At 67.5% G+C, this 12223-nt stretch carries 12 protein-coding genes and 1 tRNA gene; 7 read left to right on the top strand and 6 right to left on the bottom strand.

Annotated features, from left to right (window positions below; translation table 11 throughout):
* Positions 1 to 58: 58 nt before the first annotated feature.
* Entirely contained in the window at positions 59 to 568 is a 510-nt protein-coding gene (locus tag ABD848_RS08960) for a hypothetical protein (RefSeq protein WP_344969538.1), read from the bottom strand.
* A gap of 677 nt (positions 569 to 1245) precedes the next feature.
* On the opposite strand from ABD848_RS08960, the gene ABD848_RS08955 reads away from it, so the two are divergent.
* The 3 genes from ABD848_RS08955 (at position 1246) to ABD848_RS08945 (ending at position 3350) form a co-directional block, all read left to right on the top strand.
* Complete coding sequence (locus ABD848_RS08955; RefSeq protein ID WP_344969535.1) at positions 1246 to 1830, top strand: TIGR03086 family metal-binding protein; 585 nt, start codon at positions 1246 to 1248, stop codon at positions 1828 to 1830.
* Positions 1831 to 2075: 245 nt separating this feature from the next.
* Positions 2076 to 2543 (top strand): TIGR03668 family PPOX class F420-dependent oxidoreductase, encoded by a 468-nt coding sequence (locus ABD848_RS08950; RefSeq protein ID WP_344969533.1) that lies wholly within the window; start codon positions 2076 to 2078, stop codon positions 2541 to 2543.
* 225 nt (positions 2544 to 2768) lie between these two features.
* Complete coding sequence (locus ABD848_RS08945; protein ID WP_344969530.1) at positions 2769 to 3350, top strand: DUF4352 domain-containing protein; 582 nt, start codon at positions 2769 to 2771, stop codon at positions 3348 to 3350.
* A gap of 516 nt (positions 3351 to 3866) precedes the next feature.
* Here the strand turns inward: ABD848_RS08945 and ABD848_RS08940 are convergent.
* A tRNA-Pro gene (locus tag ABD848_RS08940) sits at positions 3867 to 3943 on the bottom strand.
* 55 nt (positions 3944 to 3998) lie between these two features.
* On the bottom strand, positions 3999 to 4907 hold the full coding sequence (locus ABD848_RS08935) for a metallophosphoesterase (RefSeq protein ID WP_344969527.1): 909 nt from the start codon (positions 4905 to 4907) through the stop codon (positions 3999 to 4001).
* Positions 4908 to 5252: 345 nt separating this feature from the next.
* On the opposite strand from ABD848_RS08935, the gene ABD848_RS08930 reads away from it, so the two are divergent.
* A complete protein-coding gene (locus ABD848_RS08930; protein ID WP_344969524.1) occupies positions 5253 to 5708 on the top strand; it encodes a GatB/YqeY domain-containing protein in 456 nt (151 codons plus the stop codon).
* Between the two features lie 111 nt (positions 5709 to 5819).
* Here the strand turns inward: ABD848_RS08930 and ABD848_RS08925 are convergent, their stop codons facing one another.
* Positions 5820 to 8207 carry a penicillin-binding protein gene (locus ABD848_RS08925; protein WP_344969522.1) on the bottom strand — a complete coding sequence of 796 codons (2388 nt, stop codon included), beginning with the start codon at positions 8205 to 8207 and terminating at the stop codon, positions 5820 to 5822.
* A gap of 479 nt (positions 8208 to 8686) precedes the next feature.
* Here ABD848_RS08925 and ABD848_RS08920 point away from each other — a divergent pair, with 479 nt between their 5' ends.
* Complete coding sequence (locus ABD848_RS08920) at positions 8687 to 8989, top strand: WhiB family transcriptional regulator (protein WP_344969697.1); 303 nt, start codon at positions 8687 to 8689, stop codon at positions 8987 to 8989.
* A 171-nt stretch (positions 8990 to 9160) separates the two neighbouring features.
* On the opposite strand, the gene ABD848_RS08915 is transcribed toward ABD848_RS08920, so the two are convergent.
* On the bottom strand, positions 9161 to 10318 hold the full coding sequence (locus ABD848_RS08915) for an ArsA family ATPase (protein ID WP_344969519.1): 1158 nt from the start codon (positions 10316 to 10318) through the stop codon (positions 9161 to 9163).
* Complete coding sequence (locus tag ABD848_RS08910; RefSeq protein WP_344969517.1) at positions 10315 to 11334, bottom strand: ArsA-related P-loop ATPase; 1020 nt, start codon at positions 11332 to 11334, stop codon at positions 10315 to 10317. The genes ABD848_RS08915 and ABD848_RS08910 overlap by 4 nt, the downstream gene beginning before the upstream one ends.
* Before the next feature lie 81 nt (positions 11335 to 11415).
* Here ABD848_RS08910 and ABD848_RS08905 point away from each other — a divergent pair, with 81 nt between their 5' ends.
* Both ABD848_RS08905 and ABD848_RS08900 read left to right on the top strand, forming a co-directional pair.
* Complete coding sequence (locus tag ABD848_RS08905; protein WP_344969514.1) at positions 11416 to 11589, top strand: DUF4177 domain-containing protein; 174 nt, start codon at positions 11416 to 11418, stop codon at positions 11587 to 11589.
* Positions 11586 to 12047 (top strand): RidA family protein, encoded by a 462-nt coding sequence (locus tag ABD848_RS08900; protein WP_344969512.1) that lies wholly within the window; start codon positions 11586 to 11588, stop codon positions 12045 to 12047. The genes ABD848_RS08905 and ABD848_RS08900 overlap by 4 nt, the downstream gene beginning before the upstream one ends.
* Positions 12048 to 12223: the final 176 nt, after the last annotated feature.

The following is a 12223-nucleotide window of genomic DNA, read 5'->3' as shown; positions in this document are numbered from 1 at the left end:
CGGCGGAGGGCGACGTGCCGACCACTTCGGCTGGGGGCCAGGGCACAGGCCAACCCGGTCAGGGCCGTGCCGGGACCGCGTATTCGAGCGGCCCACCACTGTTCTCGATGGTGGTGCGCTCCGAGGCGGAGAGGTCGGCGGGTGGGTCGGCCACGTTGCTGATGTCGTAACGGCTGAAGTACCACGTGTCGCCGACCTTGACGGGGTCGGTGATGGTCAGCGTCGCAGGGTAGGGGCGGTCCAGGCACTTGGGCATGCACCAGGTTCCGGAGAGGTTGCCCTGCCCCGTGGCCGAGTCCGGCCCCCAATGGCTCCAGTTCAGGTCGTTGAAGGTCTCGAATTCGGTGAGGGAGAAGCGCACGGGGCGCTGCGTGTCGTAGTTCTCCCCGCCGTCCTGGAAGATCTGGACATAGACCTCGCGGGTACCGGCCGTCTCCTCAGCCGGTTCCGCGCTCGCCGCGTCGGCGGCGTCCTCGTCCGCAGATGCCTTGGCGGTTGGGCTGGCGTCATCGACTGCGCTGGCCGTCTCGGACGGGGAAGTGGCCTCACCGGCGGGTGCGCTCTCCACTGCCTCGGGCTCCTGCTCGGCTGCCGCCGCTCCCTCCGAAACGCTGTCACCAGCTGCGTCACTCCCCGCGTTCCCCGCGGTGTCCGACGCCTTATCGCTGGAGGCGGCGCCCGGGGAAATCGAATCGGGTGACATGCCGCACCCCGCCAGTAACGCCAAGGCCCCAATTAGCGCGAATACACCAGTCCTTGTTGCTGCCATGTTCTTTCTCCAGTTCGTGTCAACGGCTCCCCCGAACCGGGGAAAACCTTATTGCTTTGAAGGGGACTGCAAGAAAGTGGCCCGACCGAATCTTCTTTCTGTTGTTAAGAAGGGAGGGTGACTGGTGCCGATATTCACGAATTGTCACCGCGTCAACCGGTGGGATATCCGGAATTATTTGTTTTTTCGAGTCGATACCTGTTTTTGATCTCCGGTAGCCGCCGTGAGGCCGGGGCCCTTCGCCGCCGTCGCATGCCCGGAGTCAACGGGGCCGGTCCCCTGCACAGACGCCCCCACGGCAGGCCGGTTCCCTCACGCTCGCTCTCGGTGGGCGCTGCCGGAGCCGCCCCGATGTGATCCGCGTCTTCCCATGGCACGTCGCCCCCAAAGGGCTCGGCGCACCGAGTTTTGTCGTAGCCGACTCCTAGGCTGTCCTGGCCGACAGCCGACGAAGATGTGCGTAAGGAGCGGTCACCGTGAGCCAGCCACTGGACCTCGAACCCGCGGTTCGCCGGATGCAGGCGGTGGTGAGCGGCATCGCCGACAGCCAGCTCGCCGACCCCACCCCGTGCGAGGGAACCTCCGTGGGTGATCTGCTCGACCATGTCGTGGCGCTCACGCTCGCTTTCCGCCACGCCGCCGAGAAGTCGGCCTCGCCCGAGACCGGCCCGCCCCCCGAACCCACGGCGGCCAACCTGCCCGCTGACTGGCGCGAGCTGCTGGCGTACCGGCTCGACGCACTCGTAGCCGCCTGGCGCGAGCCGGCGGCGTGGGAGGGCACCACCGTCGCCGGCGGGGTGGAACTGCCCGCTCACGAGGCGGGGGTGGTCGCCGTGAACGAGCTGGTGGTCCACGGATGGGATCTGGCGCGCGCCACCGGACAGTCCTACGAGTGCGACCCCGCCAGCGCCGAGGCATCCTTCGCTTTCGCTTCACAGGTGCCCGACGACCCCAAGGCCCGCAAAGGCTTGTTCGGCCCGGTCGTCGATGTCGCCGACGACGCGCCCCTGTTCGACCGCGCCCTGGGCTTCAGTGGCCGCGACCCGTCCTGGAGGCCCTGACCGCGACACCCCGATTCGCTGCCGGCGGACCGGCGGCACAGCTCCTTCGGAGCCTCGTGGCTCGCTGGAGCACACCCGCGAGGGAAGAGGTACCACAGGGAGACGGGGAGGGGCGCCGCCCCGAGGTGACCCCTGGTGAGTGCGGCCATCGAAAGGCGAGGCCGTCCGGACCACCGCGTGCGGCGCGCTGCGCCACCGCCGCCCGCGTTCGACATCGATGCGCACAGGCCGGGTAGGAGCCGGGCATGCGTTGGACACCCGAGCAGACGCGAGACGCCTTCGCTGGGAGCCGCGTCGCCCGCCTGGCGACGGTCACCGAGACGGGACAGCCTCACCTCGTGCCGGTCACCTTCGCCGTGATCGGCGACACGATCGCCGTCGCCATCGACACCAAGCCTAAGCGCACGAAGAACCTCAAGCGGCTGGCCAACATCGAGGCCAACCCGAACGTGTGTTTGCTCGTCGACCACTACAGCGACGACTGGCAACAGCTCTGGTGGGCGCGCGCCGACGGCACGGCCCGGATCGTCCACGCAGGCACCGAACGCGACCACGCACTCGCGCGGCTGCGCGAGCGCTACCCGCAGTACCACGCTGACCCACCCGAGGGCCCCGTGATCCTCGCCGCCATCGACCGCTGGTCCGGCTGGTCGTTTCGCCAGTATCGCCAGTGCTGCGAAGACCTGGAGGGCGGGGACCGTCGCGCGGGCTGATGCACCTCCTGGCATGCTCCGGTACGGCTACGCACGGCGCGGTTGTCTCTCCGCCCCTGCCGCGCCCCGTCCGGGACGTGTCCTCTTGCCCCTTGCCCACCTGAGGTCTCTTCCCGCCGCTAGGCAGCCACGCACTGCGACAGGCTGACCACGGTCCACCCTTGGCCGCCCCCGCTTGCCAGGGTTGCGTTTCCTTCAATATCCTGGTAGGCGGAGTTTTTCCTCATGGCCCATGCCCGGCAGCCCGCACAACCGCAACAGCCCCAGAAGAAGAATTGGTGGCTGTGGGGGTGTTTGGGCTGTGGTGGTCTCGCCGTCGTCATCCTCATCGTCGCCGTCGCCTTTATAGCCGTGCTTAGCGGCGGCGATAGCGGGGACAGCGGCCCGGCCGACGGCGGCGGCCGCAGTGAGGAGGCGGGCAACACAGTCACCATGGGCGAAGCCGGCACCGTCGGCGACTGGACGGTCACCGTCACCGGGATCGAGACCACCGCCACCTACGGCGACGAGTTTTCTGAAGAGACCGCCCAGGGCGAGTTCAAAGTCGTTAGCCTGACGGTGCGCAACACCGGTGACGAGGCGACCAGCTTCGACTTCTCGGCGGTCAAACTGCTCGATGCCGACGGCAAGGAGTACTCCAGCCAGACCACACTGGGCGAGTCCGAGCTGTTTTTGGAACAGATCAACCCCGGCAACGAGGTCAGCGGCGAGGTCCCCGTCGACGTCCCCGAAGGCACCGAGATCACCTCTGTGCTCATCGAGGACGTGTGGTCCCTCTCCGAACCGCTTACCGTCACGGTCGAGTAATCGGTCCTCGTCCTGCTCGAAGACCGAGAACCGGAGTGGCATGGGTGAGCCCGGACTCGGATCGGCCGAGCGCGTCGAGACCGTCGACTGACCACACGTGTTGCAACGACCGTTGGAATTCACCTACGAGGCGGGGGCTTTGAGACGCCGGTCACTCGTAGCGTCGCTTTCATGCCTCACGCCGCGTCGTTGTGTGCCGACCAACGCCTCAGCGCATGGTTGGGAGCAGGTTGGAGTCACACGTGCGGAGATTGGTTCTAGGGGGTTTCCGAGCCAGAAAAGCCCCTGCTGGTGGAGGAGCGCAAAGCAGGCACCGATGGGGTGCCCCCAGGGGGAAGGTGGTCGAGTCTGACGTGCCTCCCCGTCCCACGCGGGTGGTGCGGGCTGACGCAGGCATGACGCACGGGCCGGAGACGGGTGAGCACGAAAAAAGGGAGACGACCAAGATCGCCTCCCAAAATTCTCCCAAAACCGGTGCCCGCCCCCTCGCAGAGAGGGGGTACACCCGTTCTGACCTGGTCGGGGTGGCGGGATTTGAACCCACGACCTCTTCGTCCCGAACGAAGCGCGCTGCCAAACTGCGCTACACCCCGCAGCAGCGGAATTTAGTCTAACGGACAGCCGGGGCACTTCGCACACCACAGATGGTTAGCCGGCTGGGACGAGATCGAGCAGGCTCGCCTCGGGGCGGCAGCAGAAGCGCACGGGCGCGGTCGGGGAGGTGCCCAGCCCGCCCGAGACGTGCAGCCACGAGCCGGCGTAGCGGCTCAACCCCCACGCGCGGCGGCGGTCGATACCGCAGTTGGTCACCAGCGTGCCGTAGATCGGCAGGCACAACTGCCCGCCGTGGGTGTGGCCGGCCAGCAGCAGCTCGTAGCCGTCGGCGGCGAACCGGTCGAGGTTGCGCGGCTCGGGAGAGTGCAGCACACCTATGCGCACGTCGGCGCTCGGGTCAGCAGGGCCGGCGACCGCGTCGTAGCGGTCGAGCCCGATGTGGGAGTCGTGCACTCCGGCCAGCGCCAGGCTCAGCGAGCCCGCCTTGAGCTCCCCGCGGTGGTTGTTGAGGTCCAGCCACCCGGCCGAGGCCATCGCCGCCCCCAGATCGCGCCAGGGCAGATCCGGGGTGGTGCGCTTGCTGTAGTCGGCCTTGCTGCTGCGCCATAGGTAGCGTGCCGGGTTCTTCAGCTCCGGGGAGAACAGGTCGTTGGAGCCGTAGACGAACGCCCCCGGCAGGTCCAGCAGCGGGCCGAGCGCGTCGATGAACGGGGCGACCGCTTGGGGGTGGGACAGCGAGTCACCGGTGTTGATGACCACGTCGGGCTCGTAGGCGGAGAGGCCGCGAATCCAGGTGATGAGCGCTCGCCGTCCCGGTGTCAGGTGCGCGTCGGAGATATGCAGCAGCCGCAGTCGCCGGCTCCGCGCCGGCAGCAGCGGTAGCTCGTAGTGCCGCAGCCGGAACCAGTTGCGTTCGATGACGGAGGCGTATCCGATGCCGGCCACCCCGAGCACTCCCGCGATCGCGGCCGTGCGCGAAGCGGTGCGCCACGCTTTCCCCACTGTGGTAACTCCATGTTTCTCGGTGGCTCCACGACCCGGTGCCGGGCCGGTGGCTGTCCAAAACCAGGATCTGTCCCCGCCTCATTGGGTGGTGACCGAAACGCCGCTAGCCGTGTGGTCGCGATGCTGTGCTCGCGGCTGTTGATTACGTAGCGTATACATCCATTGCCGGGGCTGTCTGTGAACATTCCCAGTTCAGCCGCTCCCTACCGCCGATCGTGGAGGGAGCGTGGGCGGGTGGGCCGCTATGACAGCGCTGGACAGGGGACCCGCGACCGTAAGCACGCTGACTCGGCGCCGGAAAAACCGGTTCTGCCAACGGAGGGCGCATCATATGATCTTTCTATGGCCGAACTCAAGTCCCGCCTTCAGTCCGACCTCACCGCCGCGCTCAAGGCCCGCGACGAGGTGCGGACCAGGAGTCTGCGAATGGTGTTGAGCGCGATCAGCACCGAGGAGACCGCCGGTGAGGCAGCCCGCGAGCTCAGCGACGACGAGATCATCACCCTGCTCACCCGCGAGGCGAAGAAGCGCCGTGAGGCCGCCGAAGCCTTCGATAAGGGCGGGCGTCCCGACCAGGCGGCCGAGGAGCGCGCCGAGAGTGAAGTTCTTGCCGACTACCTGCCGGCTCAGCTCTCCGACGCCGAGTTGACCGATCTGGTGGCCGCCGCGATCGCCGAAGCCGGGGTCAGCGACATCAAGGGCATGGGCACCGTCATGAAGTCCCTCACCCCCAAGGTGGGGGGTCGTGCTGAGGGCGCCAGGGTGGCTGCGGAGGTCCGTAGGCAGCTCAGCGCCTGAGCGGCGCTTTGGCCGATTCCCGGCCGACCCGACGACTGAGGGCGGGTGACCGTTGTGGTCACCCGCCTCTTCATGCTCGTCGGCACCATACGCCGCGTTGCCCGTCTCGGGTCACTCCTGGCGCGCCGGCGGCCACTCGAAGAGGGTCGGCAGCTCTGTGGCCTCGTCCACGGGCAGTGTGGGGATGCCGTCGTCGGAGCCGCCCTCGCCGTTGCTCAGGAACACGTTGACCGCCGCCCCGGTGGGGAGTTCGGTGCCGGGGTTGGGGTTGACCGCCGCGACGTTGCCCGCCGGTTCGGTCGAGCGGATCGGATTGTTCGAGAGGTTGACCTGGTAGCCGGCCGCCTCCAGCGTGCTGACGGCGGCGTCGGGGCTCTGGCCCACGACGTCGGGCACGGTGGCGATATCGGGCTCCTGGTCGGGCTCCTCCGCGCTGTTGTCCGGCCGCGGGGGTTCGGGCTCGGAGACGGTGAACTTACCGGGTGCGCTCGGGAATTCCTCGACCTCAAGCTCCTTGACCGCCTCGCGCATCGTCTGCTGCCAGATGGGGCCGGGGATGGTGGCCCCGTAGACGATGGGGTAGTACCTGCCGGCCAGGGTCACCCGCCGCAGCGGGTGCTGCTGGGGGCCGCGCGGGTCTCCGACGAACACCGTGGCGGCGAGGTTGGGGGTGTAGCCCGCGAACCACGCGCTGGCCGAGTTGTCGGTGGTTCCCGTCTTGGCCGCCGCCGGACGGCCGATCTCTAGGCCGTAGGTCGTGCCGCCGTCAAAGGTCTGCTGTAGCAGGTAGCTCACCCCGTGGGCGACCTCCTCGGAGATCCGCCGCTCGCAGGACTTCTCCACCTTGATGGTGTCGTCGGACTGCTCGTCGACGATCTCGGTGATGGCCTGCGGCTCGCAGAAGATCCCGCCCGAGGCGAAGGTCGCGTAGGCGGTGGCCATCGTCAGCGGCGAGACCTCCTCGCTGCCGAGGGTGAAGGAGTTGTTGGCCTGCGTCTGGGGCCGGTCGAACGACTCGCCGTCGGCGCGGTGCACCCCTAGCTTTTCGGCCATCTTGATCACGTCGCACAGCCCCACCTTCTTCTGTAGCTGCGCGAAGTAGGTGTTCACCGACCCCTTGGTGCCCTCGATCATGTTGAGGTGGCCTGAGGAGTTGTCACCGGCGTTGCTCACCGGCCAGGGCTCCAGCGGCTGGCCGTCACAGTTCTTCTGGCCGGTGATGGTGGTGCTGCTGGGCGAGTCGAAGGAGGTGCTGAACGGTAGCCCCTCGTCGAGCGCGGCAGCGGCCGTGAACGGCTTGAACGTCGATCCGGATTGGAAACCGGTGCTGCCGCCGTCGTCGGCGTCGGTGGTGAAGTTGATCGAGGTCTCGCCCAGGTTGGATTCGTCGGGCCCGTAGTTGCGGCTTTGGGCCATGGCCCGGATCTGGCCAGTACCGGGCTCGACCAGCACCTCAGCGGCGACCTTGCGCGACTCGTTCTTGCGCGGCACGTACTCGTCGACTGCGTCTTGGGCCGCCTGTTGCATGTCGGCGTCGAGCGTGGTGTGGATCGCCAGCCCGGCCGTGCGCAGCCAGCGGGCGCGCTCGGTCTCGGTTTCGCCGTAGCGGGGGTTGCCTTCGATCTCGCGCACCACGTAGTCGCAGAAGAACGGCTGCTCGCTGGGCATGCATCCGTTGCTGGGGGCGTTGAGATCGAGGTTGAGGTCGGTGGCCTTGGCCTCCTCGGCCTCCTTGGCGGTGATGGCGCCGGTGTCGACCATGCGGTCCAGCACCACGTTGCGACGGGCCTTGGCGGTCTCGGGGTTGAGGCGCGGGTTGTAAGAGTAGGGGTAGCGGACCAGGCCGGCCAGCGTCGCCGCCTGCTCCAGGTTCAGTTCCTCGGCGCCGATGTCGAAGAAGTGCCGTGCGGCCGACTCGGCACCGTAGGCGCCGTCGCCGAAGTAGGCGATGTTGAGGTAGCCCTCCAGGATCTCGTCCTTGCTCATGCGCTGTTCGATGGTGACGGCGTAGCGCAGTTCGCGCACCTTGCGGGCGAGGGTTGTCTCCCGTGCTTCCTCTAGCGCCTCTTGGGAGTCGGCGCTTTCGACCAGGATGTTCTTGACGTATTGCTGGGTGATCGAGGAGCCGCCCTCGGTGTTTCCGTTGATTGTGCGGATGGCGGCGCGGAAGGTGCCCGTGAGGTCGATGCCGCCGTGCTCGTAGAATCGGCTGTCCTCGATAGCGATGATGGCGTCCTGCATCACCGGAGCTATGTCCTCCAGCGCCACCAGTTCCCGGTTTTTGTCATAGATCTCGGCGATGACCTCGCCGTCCCTGTCGTAGATGATTGATCGTTCCGGCGGTGGCGGCGTCTCCAGTTCACTCGGCATGTTGAGAAAGCTGGTCGCGACGTTGCGCGCGGTGAAACCGACCCCGCCGAGGGCGGGCAGTGCGAGCGCGGCGACGAGTACGCCGGCAATGACGCCGACACCGAACAATTGACCGATTTTCTGCAGCAATCTCCCGTGACCCACCCATCCAGACTATGTGCGACATGTAGCGCGTCGGGCGGCGGAGTCGAGCGTGCCCCCGCGGCTACCCCCCGGAGGCCCGAATTTTCGGTCCTCCCTTAACTCGTTGTTCCGTGCACATCTTTTCATGATCGTAATGCGTTACGTAGAACCTTCGGACTCAACGTCGATTACTCTCGGTAGCTTTGGGGTAACTAGTTTCGGCAAAGGCAATGGCCCACTCGGGCTATATCAGAAATGGGCCTAATGGGGCCTGTTGGCCGCGCCTTACGATCCGTAATTTCTTCTCCAGCGGCGATGAGGAGGGCCGCACGTCGGATCGGCCGATCCCCCGCGCTCCGGGGTTGTTGCCCTGGAGCTGCATCTTTACCGACGCAGCGTCCCCTGGGAGCGTCGCCGCGTCGCCGACGACCGCGCCCGTCGGCAGTACGTACAACACACACATGATGATCTTGGGAGTGGGGCACATGTGGATCACGGATTGGACTGCCCGTGCAGTCTGCCGGGAAACCGACCCTGATGCGCTCTTCGTGCAGGGGGCCGCGCAGAATCGCGCCAAACTCATCTGCCGTGGTTGCCCGGTTCGCACCGAGTGCTTGGCTGACGCGCTGGACAATCGCATCGAGTTCGGTGTCTGGGGAGGGATGACCGAACGCGAACGGCGTGCTCTGCTACGGCGCCGACCCGATGTCCGATCCTGGAAGGAGCTGCTGGAGAACGCACGCGAGGAGTATGAGCGCTCCAACGACGGCCAGATGATCTTCGGCTGATCGGTATTTCGCGCGATCGCGCCGGTCGCGCGCACTGATAGCGACCGCTGCGTCCGCGGTTGGGGCGGTGAAGCGGCCACCCATGACGGGCACGCCGATTCGATCCGCTCAGCCACTGGCTGGGACCCCCTGGCCACAGCCGCGACACAGGACGTCAACCCCCAACCCCCTTCACGTCGGCGTGCTCTGTTCGCCGGGTCGGTTTTCCGGATCGGCTAGCGCGCGGCCGATCCGGCGAAGCCCCGCGAAGTCGTGCACGTCCTCTGGTTGGGCGGGCACCTCAACCACGGGGATCGACGGGTGCGCCGACGTGAAGCTTTCCCGGATGCGCAGTTCCCGGTCCTGAATCCGCATGCGCTCGGCGTGCAGCCGTAGGGCCGACGCGGTTACGAGGTGCTCGCCGGTCTCCTCCAGCGCTTCGGCCGCCGCCAGGCTGCGCGCGGCCGACAGGCGCGGCACTTTGCTGCGGTGGGTTCGGTTGACCACGAGGCCCGCCAGCGGCATGCGCTCGTCACTAAGCCGTTCCACGAAGTACGACGCTTCCCGGATCGCGTCGGTTTCCGGGGCGGCCACCACGAGAAACGCGGTGCCCGGCGCTTGCAGTAACCGGTAGGTCTGAGTGGCGCGCTCCTGGAACCCGCCGAATACAGCGTCGAAGGCGGTCACGAACGTCTGGACGTCCCGCAGCAACTGTGCCCCGACGATTTTGCCGATGATGCCGGTGACTATGCCAAAGCCCGCGCCGAGCAGTCGGAAGGCCCGCCCGCTGGCCGACTCCGAGCTACTGAGGAACTTCATCAGCTTGCTGTCGAGGAAGCGGCCCAACCGCTCGGGGGCATCCAGGAAGTCCAGCGCCGACCGGCTCGGCGGGGTGTCGACGATGATCAGGTCCCACTCGTCGGAGCGGCGCAACTGGCCCAGTTTCTCCATGGCCATGTATTCCTGCGTGCCGGAAAAGGTCGATGACAGCGACTGGTAGAAGGGGTTGGCCAGGATCTGCGCGGCCCGTTCGGGGTCGGCGTGGGCCTCGACGATCTCGTCGAAGGTCCGCTTCATGTCGAGCATCATCGCGTGCAGCGTCCCCGGCGCGTCGACCGGGATCGGCCGGGGCGTGTTGTCGAGTTCGGTCAGCCCCATGGCTTGGGCGAGCCGCCGGGCGGGGTCGACGGTGATGACGACAGCGTCGCGGCCGTGCTCGGCGGCCCAGAGGGCGAGCGCGGCGGCTGTAGTGGTCTTGCCGACTCCGCCGGAGCCGCAGCACACGATGATGCGGGTACTCCGGTCGCGCAGCAGCGCATCGGTGTCGAGGCCGGGGGCGGGCGCGCTCATGCCGCCGCTCCTTGATCGCGCAACGCCCCCGCCAGGTGGTATAGCGCGGCGAGGTCCATGTCGTCGGTCAGTGACGGCAGTTCGTAGTGGGGCCGGTCGGCAGCGAGGAGGCGTTTCCGCATACCCTCCTCCACGCTCAGCCGGCGCGCGTGCTCGACGAGTTCGGCGCTGAGTTGGGTGACGGTGGACTCGGTCGCGTCGAGGCCGGCGGCCTTGAGGCCGCGGGTGAGTTGTTCGACGTCGACCTCGCTAGGTGCCGCTGCGAGCAGGTCGGCGTCCAGCAGCGGTGACTGAACCATGTTGATCATGATGCTTCCGACGTTCAGGCCGGCGCCGCGGACCTCGTCGATACCGTCTAGGCACTCCTGGACCGGCATCTCCTCCAGCACGGTCGCGAAGTGAACAGTCGTCTCCGGCGAGCGGATGACCTCCATGACGCGATCGGCGTGGTTGCGGATGGGTCCGACCTTGGCCAGACCGGCGATCTCGGCGTTGACGTTGAGAAATTGTGCAATGCGTCCGGTGGGCGGGGCGTCGATCACCACGGCGTCGTAGACGAATGGCGCGTTGTCCTCGCCGCGCCGGGTGCGGTCGCGCCGCACGCGGCGCCGGGCCGCCTCGGTGGCCTTGCCCGTCAGGAGGACGTCGCGCATCCCGGGGGCGATGGTGGTGGCGAAGTCGACGACACCGAACCGGGTGAGCGCCTGGCCCGCGCGGCGCGCACTGTAGAACATCTCCAGGTATTCCAGTAGCGCGGCTTCCGGGTCGACTGCCAGGGCGTGGACGTCGCCCCCGTCGGGGGCCACCGCCACCCGCCGCTCCTCGTAGGGCAGTGGTGGGCAGTCGAAGAGCCGCGCGATGCCTTGGCGGCCCTCCACCTCGACCAGTAACACCTTCCCGCCGCCGGAGGCCAGTGCCAGGGCCAAGGAGGCGGCCAGTGTCGTCTTGCCCGTGCCCCCCTTGCCCGTGACGACATGGAGGCGGACGCCGTCCCAATCGCTATCACGTGCGCTCACCTGAAGGAGTTTATTGGTTTTGGCACGGTACAGCCGGGTTCTCCGCTCGGGGGTGGCGTTGGGATGGATAGGGTGGCGCTCATGACGAAGTGGGAGTACGTGACCGTGCCGCTGTTGTCGCACGCGACCAAGCAGATTCTGGACAACTGGGGAGAGGACGGCTGGGAGCTGGTCTCGGTGGTCCCGGGGCCTTCCGTGGATGACGATCCTCGTAACCAGCAGCTCGTGGCCTACATGAAGCGTGAGAAGCAGTGACGACGCCAGAGCAACGCATCGTCGAGCTTGGTTACACGCTGCCCGAGGTGGCCGCCCCGGTCGCCGCTTACGTGCCGGCGTTGCGCAGTGGCGATTACGTCTACATCTCCGGCCAGGTGCCGGTCGTGGAAGGCACGCTCAGCGAGGCAGGCAAGGTGGGCGCCGAGGTGTCCCCGGAGCGGGCCAAGGAGTTGGCCGCCATCTGCGCGTTGAACGCCATCGCCGCGGTCCGCTCCGAGGTGGGCGAGCTGTCTCGGGTCCGGCGGGTGGTCAAGGTCGTGGGCTTCGTGGCCAGCGACCCCGGTTTCACGGGCCAACCCCAGGTCATCAACGGGGCGAGCGAGCTGCTCGGCCAGGTGTTCGGCGAGGCCGGCACGCACGCCCGCAGTGCTGTGGGGGTCACGGCGCTGCCGTTGGACGCTCCGGTCGAGGTCGAGATGGTTGTTGAGGCGGAGTAGAGAGTAGAGCCGGCGCAGGGGAGCCGTGCCGTTGCCGCGTGGCGCGGACGCGGCTTCTCCGCCGTAACGGGGCGTGGCCTGTGGTGGGGCCGAGCGGGATGGCTCCTGTGGTGGCGCGCCCCTACCGGGCTGGCGGGAGATCGAGGAGGTCGGTAATCGTGGCGTCCCCACCCCCG

Origin of the sequence: Salinactinospora qingdaonensis (assembly GCF_039539445.1) — a bacterium.
GTDB classification, from domain to species: Bacteria; Actinomycetota; Actinomycetes; order Streptosporangiales; family Streptosporangiaceae; genus Salinactinospora; species Salinactinospora qingdaonensis.
Note: the sequence above shows the minus strand (reverse complement) of the source record. Positions and strands in the feature narration are given on the sequence as shown.